Consider the following 24,970-nt stretch of genomic DNA (forward strand, 5'->3'; position numbering starts at 1 on the left):
GTCATCATGAACCCGACCTTCTCGATGTACTCGGTGTGTACGGTTCGGGCTGGAGGGGTACCGATATACGTCGACCTACAACCGGACTTCTCTCTGGACCTTGAGGGTGTGCTTGAGGCGTGCCCGGATGCAAGCCTCGTCTTTCTCTGTTCTCCCAACAATCCGACGGGCAATCAGTTCGACACAGATGACATCCTGCGAATAGTAGGAGAGACCCCCGGGATGGTCCTACTTGACGAAGCATATGTCGAGTTCGCGGACAGCTCTCTGGTATCACTCCCGCTGAAGTATGACAACGTGGTCGTGCTGCGGACCATGTCAAAGGCATTCGGGCTTGCATCCCTGAGAGTGGGTTACTGTATCGCCTCTGAAGATGTGGCATTCCAGCTGAGAGAGCGACTTCAACTGCCCTATCCGGTCTCGTCAGTCGCGGTGGCAACAGCACAGAGGATGTTGAAGTGGAGAAAGGTGGTCCTAGAGGCATGCTCGCGTCTCAGTCAGACAAGGGCTAGATTCCTGTCGCTTCTTGCTGAAGTGCAGGGGGTGAGCGCCTTTGACTCACAGGCCAACTTCGTCCTGATGGACTGTAACACTCCCTCGGCATCTGTTGTGTCCAGAATGAGAGAACGCGGATACTTGCTCCGCGACATCGGAACGGCGTGTGGCTATCGTAACCTTGTGAGAGTGACAGTCCCGCCTCCGGAGTCTCTTGATAGTGTCGTTGCAGCACTGAGGGAGGTGGTCGACTAGTGTCTCGCAGCGCAGAGGTCGAGAGGCAGACGAGAGAGACACGCGTGGCAGTTTCAGTGGACCTTGACGGCATTGGCACATCGGAGATACAGCTCAGCATGGGGTTCCTACGACACATGCTTCAGAGTCTGGCGACTCACAGCGCCATTGACATGCGTGTCACAGCAACCGGTGACCTTGATCATCATGTGTCAGAGGACACCGCACTCTGCCTAGGCGAGGCGGTGAGGAAGGCGGTGGACACGAACCTCGGTATAGTCCGTTTCGGTCACGCTGTGGTGCCCATGGACTGTTCACTCTGCGAGGTGGCCCTTGACTTGGGCGGCAGAGCATACTCGGTGATTGACCTTGGTCTTGCCAGCCCATCAGTCGAGGGGTGGTCTTCCGATGATGTGGAACACTTCTTCAGAAGTCTGTCGACGAGTCTGAAGGCCAACCTACATGTCCGGTGTCACTACAGCCGCAATGACCACCACTGTGTGGAGGCTGCATTCAAGGCGCTCGGTCTCTCATTGCGTCAAGCGACAGCACTTGACCCGCGAAGGGCAGGTGTTCCGAGCTCGAAGGGGGTGCTGTGACTGTTGCGCGCGGCGCTGATCGACTATGGTGCCAGCAACACATTGAGCGTGACCGCAGCTCTTCAGCGAGCGGGATTCGCAGTCCACATCACCTCAGACTCACAGGGGCTGCTGGACCACGACGCGATAGTCATTCCGGGTGTGGGGCACTTTCGGACCGCGGCCCTTCGGCTTGTACCCATGCGCAGGGCACTCTCACAGGCGGCTGAAGAGGGGATACCTATTCTCGGGATATGCCTGGGTCTGCAGGTCCTGTTCGAGAAGAGCGAAGAGTCGCCCGAGCCGGGCCTAGGTCTGATGAGAGGCCGGGTTGCATTGATCTCCGGAGGTGAGAGAGTCCCACACATCGGATGGAACGAGATAGTGGCCACGAAGGACTCTGCCCTTCTGAACGGTATCGAGGATGGCTCGCGGGTCTACTTTGTCCACTCGTACCACGTCCTGCCGGAAGACCCAGATACAGTAGCAGCGGTGACCGACTACGGTACTACCCTCGTGTGTGTTGTTGCTGCCGACAACGTGCTCGGGACTCAGTTTCATCCAGAGAAGTCCGGTTCTGTTGGCTCTCAGGTCCTGAAGAACTTCTGCGAGATTGCCAGGAGAGGATAGAATGATCGTGATTCCTGCTATCGACATACTTGACGGAAGAGTGGTACGTCTGGAACAGGGTTGTCCGGACCGTGAGCTGAGGATTAACGGGTCGCTGGAGTCCCTGGCGCGGAAGTGGGAAGAACAGGGTGCGGGCCTCCTGCATCTGGTGGACATTGGTGCGGCGCTGGGCCGTACGCCCTTCAACCGGGACAACGCCTTGCTGGCACAACGTATCAGGACCAGGGTGCAGATGGCCGGAGGCGTCAGAACCCGTGAGCTTGCCGCCACACTGCTGGATTCGGGTGTCTACCGTGTGGTGATGGGCACCGTGTGCGTGGAACAGCCAGCAGTACTTGAAGGACTTGTGGAGGAGTACGGGGACGAGAGAGTTGCAGTGGCCTTGGACTGTGATGGCACAGGCATCCGCACGCACGGGTGGACGCACAGGACGGAACGGTCACTGAGCGGCTTCGTCGAGTCTCTGTGTGACGCCGGAGTCAGTGTCTTTATCGTCACTGCAGTGAAACATGACGGAATGCTATGCGGCCCTGACCTGCGGCTGATGGAGACCGTAATGGCAAGCGGGGTTTCAAGGCTTATCGCCGCGGGTGGCATAGGGTCTCTGCAGGACATCGAACGCGTGAGAGACCTTGGTGCCGAAGGAGTGGTGATAGGCCGTGCCCTGTACGAGAATAGGTTCTCGTTCAGCGAGGCATCCGCGGCCGCAAGGGGGTGAAGAGTCAAGTGGTGCTCGCAAAGAGAATAGTGCCATGTCTGGATGTGGACCGCGGACGTGTGGTGAAGGGTGTGAACTTTCAGTGCCTCGAGGATGCCGGAGACCCTGTGAAGCTGGCCGTGAGGTACTGCCAGGAAGGAGCCGATGAGCTGGTGTTGCTCGACATCTCAGCCTCGCACGAAGGCAGACCCACAGTGTTGGACGTCGTCCGTCGTGTGGCCTCAAACATCGACATCCCGTTCACAGTTGGCGGAGGAATACGTTCTTCACAAGATGCCCTGCGTGTACTCGAGTCTGGCGCGGACAAGGTCTCCGTTAACACGGCCGCTGTCGCAGACCCCTCATTGATTCAGGCGGTGGCGGACGTCTTCGGCAGACAGTGTGTCGTGATTGCGGTTGACGCACGAAGAGGCGCTTCAGACAGTACTCCCCAGAGCGGCTATGAGGTGACCGTGCAGGGTGGACGCGTTGCAACTGGCAGAGATGTGGTGCAGTGGTGCCGTGAGGCCACGATGCTTGGTGGCGGTGAGATCCTGCTGACATCCATGGACCGTGACGGTGTCAAGTCGGGCTACGATATAGAGCTGACCCGTCTGGTGACGAAGAGCGTGCGCGTGCCTGTGATTGCCAGCGGTGGTGCTGGCTCCCTACAGGACATCCATGATGTGCTCACGGAAGGTGGTGCGGACGCAGCGCTGGCCGCCTCTATCTTTCACTATGGGCAGTTCTCCATCTGTGAGGTCAAGTCGTATCTGGAGAAACGAGGAGTGGTTGTCAGGCGATGCAGGTAGTGACCATTGACGAACTTGACTTTGCAAAAGGAAGCGGTCTCATGCCTGTTGTAGTCCAGGACTACACAGATGGAAGTGTTCTCACGCTTGCCTATGTGAATCGAGAGGCCCTTGTGAAGACCATCGAGACCGGCCTCGCACACTTCTACCGGAGGTCTCACGGCACCGTCATGATGAAGGGAGCCACGTCTGGAAACACACAGAGAGTTGTCGAGATTCTCACCGACTGCGACCTTGACTCCCTCGTGTTCCGGGTCATCAGATCCGGACCAGCCTGTCATCTCGGTTGGGAAAGCTGTTTCAGCCGAGTCGTCAGAAAGGAGTCGCAACAGACGATATCAGTCCGGACTTCATCAGACACCTTAGTCTGCTGACTGCATCCTTCCAGAGACCCTGCTGTGCCGCCATGGTCACAAGTGGCAGCATGTTTATGAGCCCGGAAGAGGACGGAGGCTTGGCAGCTACGCCACAGGCGCTGTGGAGGTTATGGGTTCTGGTTGAGACACAGTTCTTTCCCTGAGAATCGGAGTACGCAGAAGAGCGTACAGGAAGAGTCGCCCTTTGCAAATCTGAAGAGGTACTTCGTGCACGGGCTCATCCTTGAGCTCGGTCTCGTTCCACCAGCATTCTTCGCTTTGGCCCCACTCTTGGAGCTATACATTTACAGTCCTTATTTCCCTCTCTACATTGTTCTTCTCGTTGTGCCCATGTACATGGCCACCATTGTTTTGAACAACATACTGTGCAGAAGAATATGGGGCATAAGACCTAAGGCTACGTGTTTGAGTCTCTTGGGACAGGGCATAGCAATAGTGTTGATCCTACCAACTCCGGTAATCCTTATTGTCGTGTTGATGTACGAGTTGACGCCCATCGCCCCGTTCCTGCTTTACGCCCCCGCCATCTCGGTTCTTCTTGTATTAAGTGTCTTGGTGGGACACGTCGCAAAGAACAGTGCAGAGGAGTTCGAAGATGAATACGAGGGAGTTCAAGAGCTGGCGTCAATCAAGGACCGACACGTGAGTTGTCCCTACTGTGGTTGCTCCGCATTGGTCCGAAATGACCGACCGACCGTGTGCCCCAAGTGCGGACAGACCATCGGTGGTCCAACAGGTGCAGGAATTGAATGACTCGTGGTCAAGAGCCTTAGTGCATGCTTGAGGTCGATAGTCATCCACATGGCCAAGATTCGGGAGCACGACTCGCGCGCACATAGTTCGGTGATGGCAATGCTCTCAGAGTCTACAACAGGTACTTGAAAGCAGGGCATCGCGGAGTGTGCAGGATGCAAGAGACCATGCGGTCATCTATTCATGCAGATGTACTGACACTTTGGAGCGACTTGCCGCCGGCGGGAGTTGTGCGACGTCCACCGCACTCATTGAGAGGAGTGTATAACGTCGTCCACATGCGGGCCATGGGATCTGTAACATGCTCCCCGCGACAAATCAATACGCCGACCTACACTGTCAGCATATTGTCGTTCTGGGGCAAGTCCTCGGCAGCGGCACTTCATCGGAAGCTTGTTCGGCAGGATTTCGACAGGCTTATTAGCACCGACCCTGACCTGATGCTCGGGGTATTCCCTATGAGTTTGGGTGGAGATTCCTCAGAGATTCAGAGAGACTACAAAGTAGTCCAGAAACTAGTAGCACTCAGGCCCGTTTTTGAGGTGTACGACGAGAGCACCGGGCAAATGGTTGCTGTGGCAAGACAGACATGGACGAGCATCTTCAGGAGTACAGTGAACTTCGAAGACGCAGGCGGAAACAGGATTCTCACTGCAAAGGGTGGATTCTTGAGCAAGACATTCTGGCTGCTCGACGCCAGCGGGCAGAAGGTGGCCAAGATAACCCGACCATGGATTGCGTTGCGAAAGAGCTTCAAGATCATATACCGTGACGAGGAGATAAAGGCACAAGGGGGGTATCTTGCGATTGGTTTTGAGGCAAGAAGTGCAGGTGGTTCCTTTGCCTTCAAGCTTAACAAGAAGATACTTGCAGTCCGCGATCAGTTCCGTGTGTCAGTAGGCAGCTACGTCGACTGGCTCCACGCAATAGCGATGGCGATTATCGTCGACAGAGTCTTCTTCAGGGGTTCGGGGTGCGGCCTGCGCTGCATCTGCTGCTTGGGACTCCTAGCTGTACTATTCATAGCTACGCTGTCCCTCATGCTAATGCCCTAGTCCTAAGTGTCGCGGCAGTCGGCTAGGAGTTGGGCAATCCGTGAGGTGTCGTGTGTGGTGCTTGCATAGCTTGATGCAGTAGCGTCGAGCTGCAGGTCGCTTCGACACCTCGACGGACCTCCAGGAGTAATCTTGGTGCCTCTTCGTGGACCGACAGGACTCCTGTGTTCAACTCCATCCGACTGACCATGAACGGGTCATTCAACTCATGTCTAGTATGCGGGTCGGGATGAACCTGCAGTCTGGGTTGGGACATCTGTCTTAGTGAAGTCATTAGACAGGACTCACAGCAGAGTGGAGCATAGTGAGCTCAGTCAGACCCGCGACCTCGGAGACTGCGATGCAGGGGCTGGGCTCTTTCTCACATACTCGTGACGAAGGGCTTCCCTTCTCGCCGACAGAGTATCTGAATCACATTACGTCCGGTGAATGCGCACGCTGGTACTCCGCCGCCGGGGAGCACCCATTGTCCGGCCATGTAGAAGCAATTCAGTCCCGGGAGTGTCCGGGGTATCTGAGTCATGAGCGACTCTCTTGTCATCAGCCAGCCCATCGGCGAGCCCCTGTCGTTGAGAGTGTATCGCCACGTTGTGAACGGGGTGGCCACATCGACCATATCAACCTGAGCGGATATCCCTGGGTATACTTCCTCGAGACGCGCGATGGTCTCCCTTGCCAGCCGGGCCTTCTCTCCATCGTACCCGGTCTGGTCCTCCCTGAGCTTCTTCCAGTGGTCCCAGTCTGTCTCAAACATTACCTGAATCACGGTCTTGCAGGTGGGCGCGAACTCGTCGCTGTAGTTGAGCAACCTCAGGGGAAGGAAGCGACATGAGCGGTCTCCGATGACCATAGGGTCCTTCATGCAGAACACGATGAACGGCGGTGTTGAAACGAACTGCCGGTCAACCCCCAAACTCACCATCACTATCGGATCATACCGCCTCCAACGCTCATATCGATTCACAGTCCTGTCATCAACGTACTTCCCACCAAGGAGCTGGAAGATTGTGGAGTATCCATCAGCAGCAGAGACCACAATGTCCGCCCTGTGTTCGGTCCCATCAGCAAGTGTGACCCCGACTGCACTGTCATTCTCGACGATGACTCGAGTGACAGTGGACCTGTAAATGATGCGTCCGCCAAGCGCCTCATATCTTCGGACGATTGGTTCTATGAAGCCCTGACAGCCGCACTTCAAGAGACCTAGCTGACCTGCGGCTACGGAGGCAAGTATCATTATCACGAACCAGACTGGTGCTTCCGGTCCGAAGATGCTCTCAAGTACCATCCGGAGGAACGGACTACGGAGTCTTCTTGCAAACTCCCGGGTGGACTCTGCATACTTCCCAATCAGGAACTTCAGCAGCCCTCGCATCTCCCACATCTCCTTCAACGAGCCGAAGCGAGTCCGAAGCTCAGGAGGCACACCGCTCATTCCGAGGTCTGTCAAGAATGGAGCGTTTGTCATCCATCGGACCTGCTTGAGAAGGAGCTGAATCTCCTTCGCATCCTCGGGAGCAGCTGCAATCAGGTCCCTCTCAAGTCTGTCAAGGTCTGATGTGAGATCTATGCACTTGTCGCCTGTCTCATCAACAACCCTCATATAACTCGTCATGTCCGTGAGCGTGTCCGGCTCTGCAGTCCCAAGTTCCCGGTACACACGGTTGATGGCAGATCCGTTTCGATGCCCGATGAGAAAGTGAATGCCCCCGTCGATTAGGTAGTCTTTCCTTCGCCACGCAGCAGCCAGTCCCCCCGCTTTGGAGTGATGCTCAAAGATGACACTTCTGTATCCGTTCATCTGCGCATAGCACCCAGTGGCAAGTCCTGCGATTCCTGCACCAATGATTATCATCGACTTCCCGCTCACGTCACCTGGACCCCCTGCTTGCCGCTTAGCGAGGACAATGACTGCCCAATGATCGTGTCCCAGACCTCCGCAATCTCAATCTCGGCTGCAATCGCTCTGCTCAGGCTTCTGTCCTTCCCCTTGTTCTGTACAGTCAAGGTCCGAAGCCGTTCAACGAACTGCCTGTTCCCCTGTAGTATCTGCTGCAGCATCGATGCTATCAAGCTTGATGATGACATGAATCTGTAGCCATAACCCGTTTTTCGAGAGCCGGTCTTCTCAGCAACCCCGTAGGACTCGAGTACCTTGAGGGCTCGATTGACGGAGGGCACAGAAGTGGCATACTTGGGCTCCGGCAGTATCTCCCTTAGCTTGTGGGATATCATCTGCTGCGACAATTCGCCCGACTCGAGCGCCAGTAGCGCCTCGACGTATCCATAGTACTCCGGGAAACCATAGCTTCTGTACGCTCTGCCTATAGTCATCAGGAACTCCCTTCGCAGTTCGGTTTCTTCCATTTGCCCGTCCTCACGATGTACTCATGTTTCTGATTATAAGAATTTCGGAAGTCCGAAAGACCGAAGTTGGGGTCGCCGGTATCATCTGGCAGAATACGCTCATGCCATGGCTTCAAAGACTGGAGCAGTTCATATCAGGGATACTGACCAGCAAAGCCCACGTTCAGTGGGGGTGATTGCTTCTACAAGATATGCCCCTGTGCTGGGCCGGCCGGAATCCTCGGCTCCGCCATGTTGAATAGGCTTTGAGTGTCAGCGTGCTAGTGACCGTCGGTGAGCATTGAGATAAGACGAATCGGCTGTGTTCGCGTGTCTGATGGCCCTGTGTACTCAGTCCAGTTGGAACCCGAGTACTGGGACGCCGTTCTCGGGCTGGAGCAGTTCTCACACATCATTGTCCTATGGTGGATCTCCGGCTGTGACACGGAAGCTGCACGCAAGACCCTGAGAGTCCATCCGAGAACGCCTGAAGGTGCTGCAACTCCTCTGTCAGGGGTGTTTGCGACAAGGTCCCCAAAGAGACCCAACCCGATAGGGCTTAGCGTTGTGAGACTCATCGACATCGTGGAGTCGACCAAGTCTATCGTAGTGGACCGGATAGATGCTTTTGAAGGCTCGCCGGTGATAGATATCAAGCCGTACATGCCATCATCCGACCGTGTCCATTGTCCAAGGACTCCCGAGTGGGCATCAGGTCTGCCGCACGCCCACGGTTCTCCGTAGTTCCTCGACATTCATCAAAGGGCTTATGTGAAAGTGCGACGCGCGTGGAGATAGGCCTGGCAAATATGCAAAGCACGCTCTTCGATGACTTTGTGAACTTCATCGTGACTCTGCTTACTCCCTTCGGGATCGGTGACCGAGTAATCGCGACAATGATTGCGCTCATCCCCTTCTTGGCAGTGGTCTATGTAGTGTACCTGGTGGTCATCAGGAGCATTCACCTGTCTTTTCGTAGACTCGGTGTGCCAATACAGGCTCGGACCGGAGTGGTATTCGTCGTCCGCCTGTTCTTCTTCGCGATTGCCCTTGTCACTGTGATGACTGCGACCAGCCAGCCCGGAGGCGGTGCTGCTCTTGCCCTGACTACATTGATAGGTACTGCCATCGGTCTGGCCTTCTCAAGAGCATTGTCGAATCTTGTGAGCGGCCTCTATGTGTTTGCTTCAAGGCCCTTCCGGGTCGGAGACTACGTGCGCATAGGTGACACCGAAGGGCTAGTCTTGGAGATCACGCTGAACTACACCCGGATACTTCTTCCGGACCACACCAGGCGGTTCGTCCCCAACAGCAGAGTGGTTGATGAGGGTGTCGTGAACTACAGAGTCCGCGTCGATGACTACTGTGCGGAGAAGGGAATTGCGTGCTTCCAGACGGGTCAGGAACATGATGATCGGCACTGGGACGACGCACTTGACAAACTGAGATTCCTTGCGAAGGGCGATGAGGTGTATCGTCATGTGTTCGACATTGATACGGGTCGGGATGATAACGCGGAGGCGCTGGCCAAGGCGTTCGATGAGGTCTGCGACAAGTGGCAGTCTGTCTTTCTTGAACGACCCGAGTTCTTCATGACTCACTGGGCCAGTGGTATCGTCTACAGGTTCGCCTACATCGTGAGGAATCCCCGGTCAATACTCTCCGAGGGGATGCAGTTCCGGTTCGAGGTCGCTCAGGCGGTGTTGAGGGCAAGGGCTCTCTGAGTCAGACACTAGACCCATCCACGCTTTCGGAATAGTACGAGCAGGGCGATTCCTAACGAGAGCATCAGGGCGAGAAGAATCGGGTAGCTGTAGGGCCAATGGAGTTCAGGCATATACTCGAAGTTCATACCATAGATGCTGGCGAGAAGCGTCATAGGAATGAATATCGTGGAGATGACTGTGAGGACCTTCATCACCTCATTGAGTCTGTTGCTCACCGCTGAGAGATAGATGTCCATGAGTCCGCTGATGGCCTCTCGGTATATCTCCAACATGTCGACGGTCTCGATTATGTTGCCATACAGGTCCCGAAAGTATAGGCTGGAGGACTCCTTGACGAGTGGGATCTCTGCATGGTTGAGTTTCAGGACCGCTTCTCTGAGTGGCCAGACGTGACGACGCATGTCCATGACCGCGCGCTTCAGTTCGTATACGCGGCCAAGCACCTCCTGCGAGGCGGCTGTCTCCACGATTGTATCCTCAAGCAGCTCTATCTCGTCTCCCAGACTCTCAAGCGCCACAAAGTAACCATCCACGATGAGGTCAAGAATCGTGTGGGCCAGCATGTCGGATGACACTGTCTTGGCAGACGGTCGAGCACCAGCCATTCTCCGGGCAATCAACTCAAAGACCTGAGGTTCAACCTCCTCGAATGAGACTACTGTTCGGTCCAAGATTAGTACACTGACTTGCTCCGACCTGATGAGTTCTGGTGTGCCCTTGGCGACGGCAAACGCCCGCAGCACGACGTATACCCCATTGTCTAGAATATCAAGCTTCGGTCTCTGGTCTCGTCTCACGATGTCTTCCACTATCAGAGGGTGAATCTGGAATGGCTGACACACATTCTCAACCATACTCGCATCATGAACACCTGTGACGTGAATCCACCTGACGCGGACTTCTGGTGGCGGCGGGACGCATTCCTGCGGCTGAGCCTCTCCCGCTCTCCTCGACCCGTCTTCGAAGTAGTCAAGGATCTGAATGCGCGTTCTCGTGGTCGTCTCATCGGTTGACGCAGGGTCGCTCCTGTTCATGTGTCACTCCTCGTCTTCACGACATCCGCAATACGGGATGCGCACTTCAGACTCTGCTCCTCTAGATTGCACTTGGACGGCAATCAGAGTCGCTTCGCAAATGGTGACCGGTTCAAGATATGTGTGTTATCATTGGTTGTTGTCAAATGTGGAATCACAGGCGTGTCAGGCACAGCAGTGCAGGAGTCCTGTCCTGTATCCAAGCGAAGCATGGCGCGTGAGTGTGGTACTCTGTGTGCTCGTCCAGCTCCAGCCCCATGCGACCGCTCTCCTCGTCGAGTCAATCGTGCGATGCAACCGCTTCACCGGCCGCCTTCCCGATGGTCTGGATGTGGTCTCCGCCTCCTCGTGCGCACGTGCTGTACTCTGTTCTTGATGCACCACTTCTGTCTGTCTGGAGCGCACTGACACCTCTGCCTCGGATATGCACGAACGCTGATCCGTTGTCCAACACCTGCAATGGGTGATCCTACCTCTTCGCAGAGTCACGGAATGCCTCAGGGACCACCCTTGAAGATGGGCTCTCTTACTCCACGTTTGCGATGAGGTGTCTAGCGACTGGCATCGTCTATCACATCAATGCGACAGACGCTTCGGCCATCCCTGTAGTAGATAGGGCTCCCTGAAGTCGAGCTGCCACAACGACTCGTTGGAGCGTCATCTAGATTGACCACGGACGATAGTGCCTCTTCCTCTGCCTGTGAGGATGGACTAGGCCCAGTCATCGCATCAGCCTTATGCAATGCGAGGTGCTCCAATGCAGATGCGTTGACCTCTGGTTCACCAGTATCCGGGAGGCGCATGTGTGCGTCTTCTCTGACGGACATGTGCATTCATCTGTCGAAGACCAGTGTCTTGACTATCACGGGGACAACGACGCCCTCGATAATTGGTTCTCCGATGTCCACAAAGTCTCCCTGCTGCAATGACACCTCGTCGATGGAGAGTATGTGGTTGGTCAGTCCGGTCTCGCGCTTCATGACGTTCCCGACGCTGTTTCCGATGTCTTCATCGAAACACATCATGATGGGTCTGCCCGTGCTGACTGTCTTTGGCAGCGCCTTCAGTACGCCCTTTGCGAAACTGGTCAGGCTGTCATAGGAGGGACGCACTGCATCATTGAAGGCGAGGATCAGGTCGTCAACGCCCTCCTCGAGGTCCATCTGCTTCAGTGCATCTGTGATTGCCGTGCATATCTGTTCAGGTGAGGTCATTGCCCTTGGGACGCGAGGGACGACCGCGGGGAGATTACGCAACGGGTATACGAGTCCTTCAGACAGGAACGTGGTGGAGCCGCTGACCTGCAGACTGCTCTGCCCTGCACCAATTACGGTGGCACGGATGCGATGGTCGGGTTCTATCACGTTGTATCCGAGAGATTGAGTCCGCACGGTTATGGCTCTGGCAAGTTCTCTGCCGAGGTCTCCGAAGTCGGCCTCTTCTCGTCTGTAGATGTACTCGGCCACACCACCTGAGAAGGTGATGTCGTCGATTCGTTCAGTGAGTTTGAGCGGCGGCGTCATCATCAGCATCCGTGTGACCTGTGACTGAGCTGTACCGCGCATCGCCTCCATCAGAGAGTCGGCAAGAAACGAGCTCACTTTCTTCTTGACATCTTCGCTGATCTCCATGCCGATGTGGACCTTGAAGCCTGCCGCTTCTGAGACCAGCCTTCCCGTCTCCTCGAGACGAGTAATATGGTTCTTGTCGTCCACAGCAAGAAGCCTGCCTCCGACGTTCACTGCCGCGGTGTCCACGACTCGCCCCTGTCTGCACACTGCGATGTTGGATGAACCGCCCCCCACATCGACATTCATGATGGTCCGCCCGGTCTCGCGGGACCTCGTCACGGCGCCGGAGCCATGAGCTGCGACCACGGCTTCGAAGTTCGGGCCTGCGGTGGCGGCGACGAATCTGCCGCTCTCACCTGCCAGAAGCGCAACTATCTCCTGGGCGTTCTGTTTCCTTGCGGTCTCTCCTGTGACTATCACTGCGCCTGTGTCTACATCCAGGACTGAGAGGTCAGCAGCAGCATAGTCTGCGAGAAACAACTCACGGAGTCGCTGAAGGTCGATTGTTGCCGGGTTGAGAAATGGTGTGAGATGAACAGGGCCCTGATGGATGACCTCTCTCTCCTTGATGACGAAGCGCTCGGTATGCCGCTCAGTGTCCTTCTGGAGCACAAGTCTGCTGAATACCAGATGAGAGGTGGTCGTACCAATGTCGATGCCGACGCTGATGAGCTCTTTGCGTGTGACTCTGGTCATCATATGGAGTTTTCACCTCGGCTCAAACCGTCTGTCATGATGCCTATGATGTCCTGAACACTAGCTCGGCGCTCCATCTGAGGGCTAGACGTGGAATCTCCTTCTGATTCCACCTTGATTCAGGTACAGGACGATGATCAAGTTGACGATGAGGGGCAGCCACGCAATGCTCGGATAGGAGATGAGCAGGAGTATGAGATTGATGATGGCAAACACCATGTCGGCCCACCATGCCCATGACGCGAGGGATAGGAGGCCCAGACCGATGAGGACATACAGAAGCCCGACGATGAGAGTTGCGTTCGGTATGCTCAGCAGGAAACTGCCCAGAAAGAGCCATGACCACGGACTGAGGATTGACCATGAGCCGACTAGCAGCAGGATGCCCGCGAGGATATTCAACACAGCCAGTACGACCACGCCGAGAGGTACGCTTGCCATGCTTGTGCACCGTCCCGCCTTGAATAACCCGTGTTGATAACCATTGTGCCTACCACACCTGTCGCCGCCGATCACAGGCACCGGGTTAGACTTCTAACCCGCCAGCAGAGACCTGCCGGACTACCACGCTACTCGAGGACTACATCATTTGACTTCTTGCCCGACATGAATGATATGTCCACGCGGCCTATCATGACTCTCTGAAGGGATCCCTCGTCGACCTGCTTGGCCAAGACCTCTTCAGGGTCACTGTCGAGAGCATGCACCATCACTTCAAGGGCATGGCGCTTCTCCTTCAGGTCCTCGACGAACGATACTGTACCTTGGAACTGAGTGGTGGCATATCTATGGGTGCACTCCCCTTGGACATACCCGAAGTCCAACAAGGCCTGTCCCCACACAGAAGGATTCTGCTTGAGCACGTCTATCTTTCTGCCCTCTCGAGCACAGTGGAAGTAGACACAGTTGTTCGGCTCATCGTAGCCATGACTCAGAGTCACCAGATATGGCTGATTCCCATCAACCATTGCCAGTGTGACATGCGCGGCTCGCTTGAGTATCAGGGCCATTTCTGCATGGGTCTTGATGGCCTTCTCCTTCCGCCGAATCTCTCTCATAAGCGGGCGGCAGACCCACTCCAGATAAGTGTGATGGGCACTTCCTCTTGTGGAAGCCTTTTAGGTTGACTTGAGTCGAGTCTGCTCCCCGCAAGGTGAGCTGATTGTCCGGTATCGGAGCATCCTACTATAGTGGCTGCCCAATGCAGATCGAGGAGTTCGCAGCCCTGTGCAGTTCTTTCAAGATGAAGTACATGGAGATCCAGATGGAACCCCCATATGTCCCGTCTGAACTCGACAATAGACAGATAGCCGCTCTCAGTGACCTCCTCTCCAGCCACTCTCTGACCCCGATAATACACGGGCCTCTACATGATGTCAACCTCTCCAGCCTCAAGGAGCGAATGCGTACGGCATCGGTCGAGTTCGTAAAGGAGTGTGTGGGACTGGCACGGAAGCTCAATGCACCTATCGCAGTGATTCATGCGGGGACCTGTCCCAGTGACCATGTTGGCAGATTCCTGCAGAAGTCCAAGTCTGCCTTCACGAACAGCCTTGGCGAACTGGCAAAGCATGCACATGAACTCGGAGTGAAGATTGGAGTTGAGAACAAGCAGGTCGGAACAGACCGCGAGGTTGTGTTGTATCCCGAGGAGCATCTCGGATTCGTAGGCAAGTTCAAGGACCTCGGGGTTGGTGCAGTGCTTGATGTGGGTCATGCAAACACAACAGGTAGGGACCTGACAAAGTACGCGAGCATGCTGGGTGGTCTGTTGATTGAGCTTCATTTGCACGACAACAAGGGCGTGACAGATGACCACCTCGCCATCGGCCGTGGTACTGTGGAGCTACCACGTCTGTTCCGGACACTTGACGCCTATGGATTCTCAGGCCCTGTCGTGCTCGAACTGAAGAGCCGCGAGGACTTTGAGACTAGCATTGCGGCACTCCCCTCTCTAGGACTCAAAACGGGATGAACACTGGTGGCACCTCAGATGGTAAGCATGACGGACATTCTCTCTGCTCACAACCGGATCAAGGCTCACATCGTGAAGACCCCGGTGATGACCTCCACAACGCTCGATGCGATGACGGGGGCACATGTGTATCTGAAGTGTGAGAACTTCCAGAGGGTGGGTGCTTTCAAGTACAGGGGCGCACTGAACTTCCTGTCCCAACTCACTGAGGAAGAGCGAGCAAGAGGTGTGGTCACTCACTCGTCGGGAAACCACGCTCAGGCCCTTGCATTGGCTGCTCGGACACTCGGGATAAGAGCCACTGTGGTGATGCCAAACAACTCTCCAAGAGTGAAACTGGAGGCGACTAGGGGTTACGGTGCCGAGGTCGTTCTGTGTGAGCCAACACTGGAATCACGCGAGGCGACCGTCAAGTCGCTTATCGAAGAGCGCGGCAGTATTCTGGTGCATCCGTACAACGACGAACGCATCATCGCCGGTGCAGGCACGGCAACTCTGGAGCTGATTGACGAGGTCGGTCCGCTCAACCATGTCTTCGCTCCTGTCGGGGGCGGGGGTCTCCTGAGTGGCACAGCAATTGCAGCCAAGTCTCTGTGCCCTGACTGCAAGGTCACCGGTTGCGAACCAGCGAATGCAGACGATGCATACAGGTCTCTGAAGTCTGGAGTGATACAGCCCAGCATGAACCCATCGACGATTGCGGACGGTCTTCGGACCTCGCTGGGGCCCATCACGTTCGAGGTCATAAGACACAATGTGGACCGGATAGTCCGAGTCACTGAGGAGCAGATTCTTGATGCCATGCGACTCCTCTACGAGCGCATGAAACTGGTAGTAGAACCATCCGGCGCTGTCGCACTGGCGGGAGTCCTAGAGTCGTCAGTGAAGCAGGAGCTCAAGGACAGTAGAGTCGGTGTCATCGTGTCGGGTGGCAACGTAGACCTGACAGCATTCTTCGACTCCTACAGCGATAGAGTCAGACGAACAAGAATGCCTTAAGAAGCGAACCCGTTCACGCGTATGGGCACAGAAAACTCGCACAGAGGCAGACAGCATGGGTGGATATGGAAGCGACTACTCGTACAGCACATCTGATGCGGTTGTGAAGAAGACCGCAAGACAGTACAATGTGGATCAGGGACGAGAGTACAGTCAGACCACCGCGGTGATGCCTCCTCCTCGAGGCAGAGTACTGGTCACCAAGGCGAAGCTTCCTGTCGTTGTCTCAATCGATGTCACAGGCTCGATGAGGGAGCTCCCAGCTCTGATATTCGAGAAGCTGTGCATCCTGTACAATGAGGCGGTCTACTTTCTCCCAGATGAACTGAAGAATTCCTTTGAGATCTCCTTTGTCGCAATGGGCGATGCTTACTCGGATAAGCATCCCCTCCAAGTCACAGACTTTGACAAGGGCAGGAATCTTGACCAGAATATCCGGAGTCTGTATGCAGAGGGCGGAGGCGGTGGGCAGTACCGCGAGTCATACGAGCTGGTGGCATACTTCTACTCAGCATGTTGTGAGATGCCAAATGCCATGAAGACTGTTCGTCCGCTCTTCTTCTTCATTGGTGACGAGGGCTATTACAGCAAGGTGAACCGCTTCCTGATCAGGGAACTGATTGGCAATGAACCCACAACGGACCTGATTGCCCTGGACGTATTCGAAGAGCTGAAGAAGCGCTTCGACGTCTACATGCTCAGAGTCCCTTACAAGGCCATGGGAGAAGTGGATAAAGAGATTCACGCATCATGGGAGGAGGCGTTGGGCAAGGACCGCGTGATTGTCATGCAGACTCCCCGCAGAGTAGTGGACATCATCTTGGGTCTGATAGCCGCAAGCGTGGAACGGTTTGATGCATACAAGGAGAGAATCGAGGTTCGTCAGACTCCCGAACAGGTGGACCAGGTCTTCTCGAGTCTGGACGGCCTGAGACTACGAGAACGCGCTTATGTCTACAAGCTGCAGGCCCTCAAGTGTCCCTCGTGCGGTGCGAGTATTCAGGAGATGCCCTCGCCGGACCATCCCGTGAAGTGCCAGTACTGCCAGGTGCTCCTGGTGAGGATGTAATGCTGACGGTTGAAGGCAAGACCATTGGAGAGTGCTGGAGGCAGGCCGTCCTTCGTATCATCCATGATGGCAGGAGGACCTGGGATGGCGATTTGCAACTCAGGGAGCTCCTGCACGTCACGCTTGCGATTGAGCATCCAGACGAGAATGACCCCATGGCGCTGCGTCCCAGTCAGTTGGCCATGCGCGAGTGGATGCGTTCCAACTTCGAACATGTGGGACGCATCAAAGAACTCAGGGACTCGTGGAGCTATGCGTGGCGGCTGCACAGCTTTCAGGGCCATGACCAGCTTCGGTGGGTGGTGGAATGTCTGACGAAAAAGCCGGAGTCCAAGTCGGTCACCATCACCATGTTGCAGGCGGCTGGCACAGAGGATTACATCCCGTGTGTGAGTCTACTGGACTTCAAGCTCCGTGACGGGGTTCTCATTCTGACCGTCACCTGCAGGAGCCTTGACTTTGGACAGAAGGCCCTTCACAACCTCTGTAGCTTGTCACACGTTGCCCGCAGTGTGTGTGAACAGCTGTCCTGCAAGACCCACCGCCTCCATGTCCTCGTCATCTCGGCTCATGTGTACGAACGGGATGTCGCATCACTCGTATCGGATCTGGAGGTGTCGCCCTTTGAATGAGGAACACTGGTTTCGCGTTCTTCGTAACGGCGCCCACCACTATGATGAGAATCTAAGCCGACTCAAGGAGCTGCTTGTGGCGAACAGAGGATACGTCTGGGAGAGACCGGTGGGGGAAGATGTGATCCTGCTCCTCTCTGGGGGAATGGACTCCGTCGTGCTTGCAGACGTCCTGCTCAGAGAGTGGGACTGCCGTGTCGTGCTGATGCACTTCCTACGCGGTGCAAGAAGTCAGAAGTGGGAAGAAGCCTCCTTTGACTACTTCTGTGACTTCTATCGCAACAGGTATCCGAAGCAAGTGCTTGACTGTGTGAAGGTGTCCCTGGAGGTACCGCTACGACTGCATCGAGAGTTCATGGACTCGGCCCGTCAGAAGGTCATGGGCTTGCCGCTGCGAAATGCAACCATGTGGTTCAACGCAATGGCGCAGGCAGTGTTTCTGAGCGGAAAGTGGGGGCGGACCATCAGGACGGTCGTCACAGGTTCGGTAGGAGAGGACGACACGAGCCCTGAGTCGGGACTCCTTGCCGTGCTGGCCGCGACCGTTGCCACATGCTGCTGTCTGGGGATGTGGACCTATCAGGTGAGTGCGCCATTCATTGATGGTACACTGGGCCGCAAGTGGACGAAGGTCGATGTCATCGAGTACTCTGAGAACCACTCCATCCCTCTCGACCGAACGCGCTCGTGTTTTGAGGACAACAGCCAGCCGTGCGGCAAGTGCCTCGGTTGCACAAACAGAGACAAGGCTTTCAGTCTGTACGCTCAGAGGAGTGCAACGTGAACAACCGGATTGGGCTCATGCTCTCTGCAAGACCAGACATGAAGTACTCGAGCCAAATACTGAGGTCTCCGCTTGTTCTGGGGGCCCGCATGAACACTGGCGCACCAGTCACTGGTTCGAAGGTCTCTGCAGTGCGTGGCTTCCGCCACATGCTAGAGCCGAAACAGGCATGGATTGACTTGAAGTGCAGAGAGCTGCGTCTGGTGGAGACCGCCACCATTCCCGGGGACAGACTTGAACTGAACCACTCGATATCTGTCAGGACTCCAACGGCGGTCTACTACAATGACGGTGCAGGCGTGCTCGTGGTAGACCGAGTGGAAGAAGGGAGGTTCCTCGTCATCCGACCACCGAAGATGCAGACAGAGGGCGGCTCACTCACACTGGGCAAGGGGGCTTCCCTGAACATCCCGGACAACACACTCCACGTGGATGGCTTTCTCACTGAGAGTGACATCGAGTACATTGAGGCCTGCGTTGAGGCTGACCTTCACAACTACTTGCTATCTTTCGTCGAGTCGCGAGCAGACTTGAAGCAGCTCAGGGACTTGGACCCCCTGGCCAACGTGATACTCAAGGTCGAGTCGAAGAGGGGACTCCGTTTCGTCGCTGAGGACTTTGATCCGGTGAGGGACAGAGCAACTCTGCTGCTCGCAAGAGGCGACCTGTTTGTAGAGCTCGACTACGTTCATCAGATACTTGGTGCCGCAAGAGACCTGATTGCAAGAGACCCCAACGCAATCGCCGCATCGCGGCTTCTACTCTCCTTCATGAGGGAAGACTCAATGCCCAGCTGTGCGGATGTGTTTGACGTCGGGTATCTGCTTGAGATTGGGTACCGGCAGTTCCTCCTCGGCGACGAAGTGTGCACGGATGAGACCACCCTGTCAAGTGTCATTGGGTTCTTCTCTGCATTGGAGAAAGACTACTTCTCAGCGCGAAAGGCGTAGGCTACTTCCATCGATGAGGACGGTGACGCACATTGAAGGCGCGTTGACAAGCGCTGTCCCGTCCGACTGCCTAACGCGTGCCGGTCTGCTGACGAAGATGCAATGCGCACTGGCATGGCTGCAAGGTGAAGCCAGGCATGTCTATCATCGTTCTCTCAGGACTCTGGCACTGCTGCTCTTGACCCAATACCTTCGGTCACCTCACCCGCACGTGAATGTACGATTGCGCGGACTGCGCTGCGAGATAACAGAGAATAGAGACCCCTACCCGTCGAGGTAGGGTCTGGTCAGTGGACCGATGGATCTGTCTGATTGACATGGACGCTTTCTTCGCGTCAGTTGAACAGTATCGTAATCATCCTGAGTTGATAGGGAAGCCCGTCTGTGTCGGACATGACCCACGAGGCGGCCACGGGAGAGGTGTCGTGCGGTCAGCGTCATACGAGGCTCGGGCGGCGGGCGTGAAGTCTGGGATGCCGGTCTCAAGAGCTTACTGGCTCTGCACGGATGCTGTGTTCATAGACGGAGACTTCGCAAGCTATCTTGAGGCATCAGAGGAAGTCATGTCAGTGCTTGCGGAGTTTGCAGACGGAGGGAGGCTGCGAAGAGCGAGCATCGATGAGGCGTATATCGAGATAACGTCGGGCGTGGCGGCGTATGAGAGCCCTCGTGCAATGGCCCGAGCCATACAGGAAGCAGTGAAGGCCAAGACACAGCTTCCGTGCTCGATTGGTGTGGCTTCAAGCATGTCGGTGGCAAAGGTCGCATGCAAGATGCACAAACCGATGGGAATCACCGTCGCGCCTCAGGAACCGGATGAGGTCAGACGATTCCTCGCGCCCCTTCCCGTGAGTGCGATCAATGGAGTAGGTGAGAAGACGACCATGCATCTGAACAGCCATGGCATTGAGACGCTCGGTCAGATTCAGGCGATGACCCTTCCGGAGCTGTGGCCTATCATGGGCAAGTCTTCAGTATGGCTTCATCAGAGAGCCAGTGGGATTGACGACCGGCCAGTCATTGACAGCGGACCGCATGTGCGGATGTCCATCGGAAAGGACAGGACATTCATGGAGGATGTTGATCCCAAAGAGACCGAAGTGCTCAGAGACTCCGTCTCAATGGTCTGTACGAGGATTGCAGACAAGATTGCTTCCAAGTCGCTGCTCTACAAGACCGTCACTGTGAAGATGAGATATGCCGATTACGATACATTACAGAGGAGCAGAAGCCTGCCCGTGGCCACTGATGACCGACAGACACTCACCGCACTCGCACTCGAGCTGTTTGAGCGCAACCGGGATCCACACAGAGCAATGCGTCTCATAGGGGTGAGGGTCTCCGGTCTCGAAGAGAGGGGGCCCCAGATGCTTCTGACCGAGTTTGTCTGATGCGGTTGTGCGATGTCAGCGACCGCCTCTTGACTGACGGGGGATTCTTATCCTGAACGTGGTCTTCTCAGTGGGAGCGAGTTCCACTGTCCAACCATGCGCCTCGACGATTCGTTTCACTATGCCGAGACCGCGACCCCCTCCCGTCTTGGTCGTGAACCCATCGACGAATATCCTGCTTCTTGCACTTGCCGGGATTGGCTCCCCGTCGTTGGAGATGAGGATGGACAGACTATCATCCTCACGCACTGTGGACACCTCGATGGTTCGAGCCTTTCCGTGCTCAACAGCGTTGCTCAGGAGGTTCTCGATGACCTGAAGCATCTTCACGCTGTCACACTCGATGGTCGGGAGTCGTTTAGCACGTATGGTTACACCCGAAAGGAATGCAGACTTGCTTGCAGTCGATATCAGGTCCGCCAGACGCACCCTATCTCTGCGACCGATGACCAGGCCTGCATCCGCGAGGGCTACCGACTGGCTTATTGTCCGCTCAACCCTCTCCACAATCCGCACTATCGCGTCGACTCTCTCGTCCTTCGTTTCGTCGTGCAGCAGAGCTGCGTATCCAAGTATTGTGTGGAACGCGTTGCGGAGATCATGAGCCATGCTGTGAGCGAACTCGGACAGTTCCTCTCTCTGACGGCTGAGCAGTTCCTCTCTTAGTTTCTCCTCCGTCAGGTCCGTCACTACTAAGAGGACAGTGTCAGCGTTGATCCGTACGCACTGAAAGCGCGAGTGGTAATTGGCACCATCGATTATTGAAGTGAACGAGGTGGTTGTCTCGATGAGCCCCTCAGTATCGAATGCACGCTCGACAAGCAGCTTCACATCAGGAATGTGTGAGTATAGTTCATCCAGTGACTTGCCCGGCAGATGGAACCCCCTCTCTTTGTGATACGCCAGTGTAGCTCTGCTCGCACCATCAATCGTGACAGAACCATCAGCATGCCGTTTCCAGAGTATTGTCCATTCTGGCAGGTTATCGAAGAGATCTCTGAAACTGGGTCCCTCGGCCATCTGAGGTCCAGAGACACAGGGTTCGCCAGTGCGACCGGGAGTGTCTATGTCATTGAGCTCCCTGATCAACACTGCCAGCTCATGGACCTTGCCGTCTTCCAGCATGGGGACAATGGTCAGTGTCATAGCTTTGGTGTCGGCATCCCCGCGTACTGAGTCAGTGTTGAACTCCTGTACAGTCCCGCTCGACGATGCCATGCTGAAGAGACGCTTGATCTCTCTTCTGATTCTGGCAGGTATCACGTCAAACAGGCTGAGGCCGACGGGATGCCTTGTACGCGACATGTCTGCATGACCCGCCTCCAGTATCCGCCCGTTCACATCAACAATCATGAGCTCGAATGGCAGCGACTCTCTCAGCCATTTCCATCTTGACGCGGTCGCCTGTGTGTGTTCATCTTGTCGTCCCTGTTCGAGTGATGACTGAAGCAGTCGCAGAACCTCAGCGTGACCCTCAACTGGACTCTTGTACGCAGTTTCATACTCCTTTGCCCGAACAGTCACAGCCCGTATTGTCCCCTTTCCGAGACCACCAGGGTCGAGCACTATGAGAGGCGCATCGACCCCCCGTTTCAGCTCTTCGATAAGCATGTCGAGCCAAGTCTTCTCACGAATCGTGCATTCACACACGACTGCATCCGGACAGTCGCGTGCGAGCCTCGTCGCTGCCTCCTCAATCGACTGAGCCGTAATGAACTCGACTGCTGGGTCTGGATAGATGATTGACGATACTGCACGCATGTTCTCAGCGGACTCGTTGCCCACCAGCAGTATGCGAGCTCTTCCCCTTCCGCGCGTCATATGTCGAAAGTCATCCTGCTGATTCGTGCCTAGACTGAGGAACAAACGGCTATTTGGGAGTATCGTATGGGGAAGGCATCCTCAACAGCTGGCTTTGCGACTACCGGTTGTGCGTGTGTGACATTGTCGGAACGCGGATACAGTGTCAGACCTGTGCGCGAAACGAGGAGGATATTAGAGAGTTGGTGACAGGTTTGACACGCACTGTGTCTGAAATGTCCCTCTATGTGCGAACGTGTTGGAGGCAGGATTATACATGCGAGCTGTCGGAGAGAGACTGAATGCACCTCTCTCACTTGCCATGCGGCTCACACCCCTTGTGCTAGCCCCCTACCATTGGCGTGTGGGGGACTCCAGCCTCGAGGTCGAGAGCTTCTTCTGGACCTATTCGACCGATAGGGCATTCAGCTTCGGCATCGATACGGTGATTGGGCTCGAGCTCGCAATCGTTCTTGCACCATTCATCTACTTTGCGTGGTGGATCCAGTCCGAGGAGAGAGAAGCTTCATGTGTCCGACTTGCGGTCGCCACTGTTTCTGTGAGCGCCCTCTCTCTGTATACGATGGTATGTCTGATAACATACTTCGAATGGTTTCCCGGATATGACATGGGATTAAGCGTCAGCTCGCCTCTGAGTGGCGCATTTGTCATTGCCACACTCTACATTGTCCTGCCTCCTGTCATGAGGGAACGATTCGCAGCGGACAATCATGCTTGCGGTGTCCTCGGGGCGGAACATGTCACAGGCAGAGTGCACGGCGTGTACTGGTGGGTCTTACTGCTGATTATTACGTTCCTTCCTAGACAAATCTCCTATATGAGGTTCACTCTAGAGGGAAGCCTGACGGCCACACGTACTGACACGCTAAACCATCCTCTTTGGACCATAGTCACGGAACTGAGGATGTACGAGGGTCACTATTCCAGTGGCGACATGTCCTTCTGGATAGGGTTGTGGTTCCCAGTTGGCAGGGCGACCTCTGGGCTCTTGTTGCTCACGCTGACCGGTCTCTTGCTGTTCGCAATAACGAGGCCTCCTTCAAGCCGCCATTACAGGGCCTTTGTCTACGTTTCTCTGTTACTGAATCTGGTGGAGCCCGCGCTGACCACTGTGACAGGAATCTCGTATCTGCTGAGGCATACGGGATTAGTCATGCCACTTCCGTTCCTTCCGGTTGCGGGGTTCTACCACTACCGGTGCAGGTCGGCCGAATGCAGAAGGCATACTGAAACGCCACCGGTGGAACAGACGGACATCCGTGATGCCTTCCGTTCTTGGCCGGAGGTTGAGAGCAAGCCAGCGGCCGAGAGCGGATTCACTACAGTGAGAGTACCTATGCTATATGTGCTCAGGAGCAGACTGATTCAGGCAACTCGTGCAAGACGGCGCAGGCGCAAACAGGATGTGGTGACTTAGTTGTCGGAAGTACGTGCAGATGTCATCCAGAAGATGAGTGCAAAGGACCTTCTTAATCTGGCAGAGACCCTTAGGATACCCTTGACCCAGCGTGAGTTGAGTAGACGATCCTTGGAAGAGCTTGTGGTCGGCGAACTGCAGAGAAAGCATGCCGACCGCCCCGTCCCATATCAGCTTCATGACCCGGCAATCTCCATGGTCGGAGTCTGGAAGACTTTCGGCAAGAAGGTTGCAGTGGAGGACCTCAACCTTGAGCTCAGGCCCGGACAGATTCTCGGTCTGGTAGGTCCTAACGGAGCAGGCAAGACGACCACTCTGAGAATACTGACAGGAATCATACGCGCAGACACTGGCATGGTGAGGGTGGACGGGACGAACATCGTGAAGTCCTCGGTCAAGGCCAAGATGAGGATTGGGTACATTCCTGAGAGATCCAGCTGCTATGCCAACCTACGGGTCAGAGAGTACCTGACATTCATGGGACGGATCTACCGGGTTCCCAGACACGAGGTACTGCTCAGGATTTCGGAGTATGCGGACCTTCTGCAGCTCGGTGAGTTCCTTGATTCATACATTGGAACGCTGTCAAAGGGTAACCTGCAGAGGACGCTCCTGGCAGGGGTCTTCGTAAGACCCCCACCCTTCATACTAGCCCTCGATGAACCCTTCCAAGGACTGGACCCGAGGGGAGCGTGGGTGCTGAAACGTCTAACAAAGAGGTTGCGTGACGACGGCTCTGCAGTTCTCCTCTCTACGCACGTACTTGAGGTCGCCGAGGGTCTGTGCGACACCTTCGTGATTCTGAACCATGGACGGGTTGTCGGTCGTGGTACTCTGGCAGAGCTGAGGAAGCAAGTGCCAGAGGCACGTAATCTCGAAGAGGCATTTCTTGCGCTGACAGGTGGAATACCACCAGAATAGGTGTGC

At 55.5% G+C, this 24,970-nt stretch carries 27 protein-coding genes; 19 read left to right on the forward strand and 8 right to left on the reverse strand.

The window, feature by feature from the left end:
• The 8 genes from HXY34_00175 to HXY34_00210 form a co-directional block, all read left to right on the forward strand.
• The coding region (locus HXY34_00175; protein NWF94538.1) for a histidinol-phosphate aminotransferase family protein at positions 1-750 on the forward strand (750 nt) is incomplete at its 5' end.
• Positions 750-1,328, forward strand: coding sequence for an imidazoleglycerol-phosphate dehydratase (locus tag HXY34_00180; protein NWF94539.1), 579 nt, complete (start codon positions 750-752; stop codon positions 1,326-1,328). The genes HXY34_00175 and HXY34_00180, both read left to right, overlap by 1 nt.
• A gap of 3 nt (positions 1,329-1,331) precedes the next feature.
• Entirely contained in the window at positions 1,332-1,937 is a 606-nt protein-coding gene (hisH, locus tag HXY34_00185) for an imidazole glycerol phosphate synthase subunit HisH (protein ID NWF94540.1), read from the forward strand.
• Position 1,938: 1 nt separating this feature from the next.
• The gene (locus HXY34_00190) at positions 1,939-2,655 is read left to right on the forward strand and encodes a 1-(5-phosphoribosyl)-5-[(5-phosphoribosylamino)methylideneamino] imidazole-4-carboxamide isomerase (protein ID NWF94541.1); all 717 of its coding nucleotides are present in this window, start codon (positions 1,939-1,941) and stop codon (positions 2,653-2,655) included.
• 11 nt (positions 2,656-2,666) lie between these two features.
• Positions 2,667-3,446, forward strand: coding sequence for an imidazole glycerol phosphate synthase subunit HisF (hisF, locus tag HXY34_00195; GenBank protein ID NWF94542.1), 780 nt, complete (start codon positions 2,667-2,669; stop codon positions 3,444-3,446).
• Positions 3,437-3,820: a phosphoribosyl-AMP cyclohydrolase gene (locus HXY34_00200; GenBank protein ID NWF94543.1), complete on the forward strand. Its 384-nt coding sequence runs from the start codon at positions 3,437-3,439 to the stop codon at positions 3,818-3,820. Before hisF ends, HXY34_00200 begins: the two co-directional genes overlap by 10 nt.
• Before the next feature lie 123 nt (positions 3,821-3,943).
• Positions 3,944-4,576, forward strand: a complete 633-nt coding sequence (locus HXY34_00205; GenBank protein ID NWF94544.1) for a hypothetical protein — start codon at positions 3,944-3,946, stop codon at positions 4,574-4,576.
• A gap of 458 nt (positions 4,577-5,034) precedes the next feature.
• Entirely contained in the window at positions 5,035-5,631 is a 597-nt protein-coding gene (locus HXY34_00210) for a hypothetical protein (protein ID NWF94545.1), read from the forward strand.
• Positions 5,632-5,992: 361 nt separating this feature from the next.
• Here HXY34_00210 and HXY34_00215 read toward each other — a convergent pair whose 3' ends face one another.
• Positions 5,993-7,501: an NAD(P)/FAD-dependent oxidoreductase gene (locus tag HXY34_00215; GenBank protein ID NWF94546.1), complete on the reverse strand. Its 1,509-nt coding sequence runs from the start codon at positions 7,499-7,501 to the stop codon at positions 5,993-5,995.
• Positions 7,498-7,998 (reverse strand): hypothetical protein, encoded by a 501-nt coding sequence (locus tag HXY34_00220; protein ID NWF94547.1) that lies wholly within the window; start codon positions 7,996-7,998, stop codon positions 7,498-7,500. Before HXY34_00220 ends, HXY34_00215 begins: the two co-directional genes overlap by 4 nt.
• A 273-nt stretch (positions 7,999-8,271) precedes the next feature.
• Here HXY34_00220 and tsaA point away from each other — a divergent pair, with 273 nt between their 5' ends.
• Complete coding sequence (gene tsaA, locus HXY34_00225) at positions 8,272-8,721, forward strand: tRNA (N6-threonylcarbamoyladenosine(37)-N6)-methyltransferase TrmO (protein ID NWF94548.1); 450 nt, start codon at positions 8,272-8,274, stop codon at positions 8,719-8,721.
• 44 nt (positions 8,722-8,765) lie between these two features.
• Positions 8,766-9,701 carry a mechanosensitive ion channel gene (locus HXY34_00230; protein ID NWF94549.1) on the forward strand — a complete coding sequence of 312 codons (936 nt, stop codon included), beginning with the start codon at positions 8,766-8,768 and terminating at the stop codon, positions 9,699-9,701.
• Between the two features lie 8 nt (positions 9,702-9,709).
• Here the strand turns inward: HXY34_00230 and corA are convergent, their stop codons facing one another.
• The 5 genes from corA to HXY34_00255 form a co-directional block, all read right to left on the reverse strand.
• Positions 9,710-10,738, reverse strand: coding sequence for a magnesium/cobalt transporter CorA (corA, locus tag HXY34_00235; protein NWF94550.1), 1,029 nt, complete (start codon positions 10,736-10,738; stop codon positions 9,710-9,712).
• 551 nt (positions 10,739-11,289) lie between these two features.
• Positions 11,290-11,565 (reverse strand): hypothetical protein, encoded by a 276-nt coding sequence (locus HXY34_00240; protein ID NWF94551.1) that lies wholly within the window; start codon positions 11,563-11,565, stop codon positions 11,290-11,292.
• A gap of 6 nt (positions 11,566-11,571) precedes the next feature.
• Entirely contained in the window at positions 11,572-13,008 is a 1,437-nt protein-coding gene (locus tag HXY34_00245) for an ethanolamine ammonia-lyase reactivating factor EutA (GenBank protein ID NWF94552.1), read from the reverse strand.
• An 81-nt stretch (positions 13,009-13,089) separates the two neighbouring features.
• The gene (locus HXY34_00250) at positions 13,090-13,446 is read right to left on the reverse strand and encodes a hypothetical protein (protein ID NWF94553.1); all 357 of its coding nucleotides are present in this window, start codon (positions 13,444-13,446) and stop codon (positions 13,090-13,092) included.
• Between the two features lie 128 nt (positions 13,447-13,574).
• The gene (locus HXY34_00255; GenBank protein ID NWF94554.1) at positions 13,575-14,063 is read right to left on the reverse strand and encodes a pyridoxamine 5'-phosphate oxidase family protein; all 489 of its coding nucleotides are present in this window, start codon (positions 14,061-14,063) and stop codon (positions 13,575-13,577) included.
• A gap of 104 nt (positions 14,064-14,167) precedes the next feature.
• On the opposite strand from HXY34_00255, the gene HXY34_00260 reads away from it, so the two are divergent.
• The 7 genes from HXY34_00260 (at position 14,168) to dinB (ending at position 20,805) form a co-directional block, all read left to right on the forward strand.
• Positions 14,168-14,980 (forward strand): sugar phosphate isomerase/epimerase, encoded by an 813-nt coding sequence (locus tag HXY34_00260; GenBank protein ID NWF94555.1) that lies wholly within the window; start codon positions 14,168-14,170, stop codon positions 14,978-14,980.
• Positions 14,981-14,998: 18 nt separating this feature from the next.
• The gene (locus tag HXY34_00265) at positions 14,999-15,979 is read left to right on the forward strand and encodes a pyridoxal-phosphate dependent enzyme (GenBank protein NWF94556.1); all 981 of its coding nucleotides are present in this window, start codon (positions 14,999-15,001) and stop codon (positions 15,977-15,979) included.
• 55 nt (positions 15,980-16,034) lie between these two features.
• Positions 16,035-17,048 carry a hypothetical protein gene (locus HXY34_00270; protein NWF94557.1) on the forward strand — a complete coding sequence of 338 codons (1,014 nt, stop codon included), beginning with the start codon at positions 16,035-16,037 and terminating at the stop codon, positions 17,046-17,048.
• Positions 17,048-17,680 carry a hypothetical protein gene (locus HXY34_00275; protein NWF94558.1) on the forward strand — a complete coding sequence of 211 codons (633 nt, stop codon included), beginning with the start codon at positions 17,048-17,050 and terminating at the stop codon, positions 17,678-17,680. The genes HXY34_00270 and HXY34_00275 overlap by 1 nt, the downstream gene beginning before the upstream one ends.
• A complete protein-coding gene (locus tag HXY34_00280; GenBank protein NWF94559.1) occupies positions 17,673-18,464 on the forward strand; it encodes a 7-cyano-7-deazaguanine synthase in 792 nt (263 codons plus the stop codon). The genes HXY34_00275 and HXY34_00280 overlap by 8 nt, the downstream gene beginning before the upstream one ends.
• Positions 18,461-19,414: a hypothetical protein gene (locus tag HXY34_00285; GenBank protein ID NWF94560.1), complete on the forward strand. Its 954-nt coding sequence runs from the start codon at positions 18,461-18,463 to the stop codon at positions 19,412-19,414. Before HXY34_00280 ends, HXY34_00285 begins: the two co-directional genes overlap by 4 nt.
• A gap of 290 nt (positions 19,415-19,704) precedes the next feature.
• Positions 19,705-20,805: a DNA polymerase IV gene (gene dinB, locus HXY34_00290; protein NWF94561.1), complete on the forward strand. Its 1,101-nt coding sequence runs from the start codon at positions 19,705-19,707 to the stop codon at positions 20,803-20,805.
• A gap of 15 nt (positions 20,806-20,820) precedes the next feature.
• On the opposite strand, the gene HXY34_00295 is transcribed toward dinB, so the two are convergent.
• Complete coding sequence (locus HXY34_00295) at positions 20,821-22,626, reverse strand: HAMP domain-containing histidine kinase (protein NWF94562.1); 1,806 nt, start codon at positions 22,624-22,626, stop codon at positions 20,821-20,823.
• A gap of 256 nt (positions 22,627-22,882) precedes the next feature.
• Here HXY34_00295 and HXY34_00300 point away from each other — a divergent pair, with 256 nt between their 5' ends.
• Together HXY34_00300 and HXY34_00305 are read left to right on the forward strand one after the other, a co-directional pair.
• Positions 22,883-24,043: a hypothetical protein gene (locus HXY34_00300; protein ID NWF94563.1), complete on the forward strand. Its 1,161-nt coding sequence runs from the start codon at positions 22,883-22,885 to the stop codon at positions 24,041-24,043.
• A complete protein-coding gene (locus HXY34_00305) occupies positions 24,044-24,964 on the forward strand; it encodes an ATP-binding cassette domain-containing protein (GenBank protein NWF94564.1) in 921 nt (306 codons plus the stop codon).
• Positions 24,965-24,970 lie beyond the last annotated feature (6 nt).

It is taken from the genome of Candidatus Thorarchaeota archaeon, from assembly GCA_013388835.1.
GTDB lineage: Archaea > Asgardarchaeota > Thorarchaeia > Thorarchaeales > Thorarchaeaceae > JACAEL01.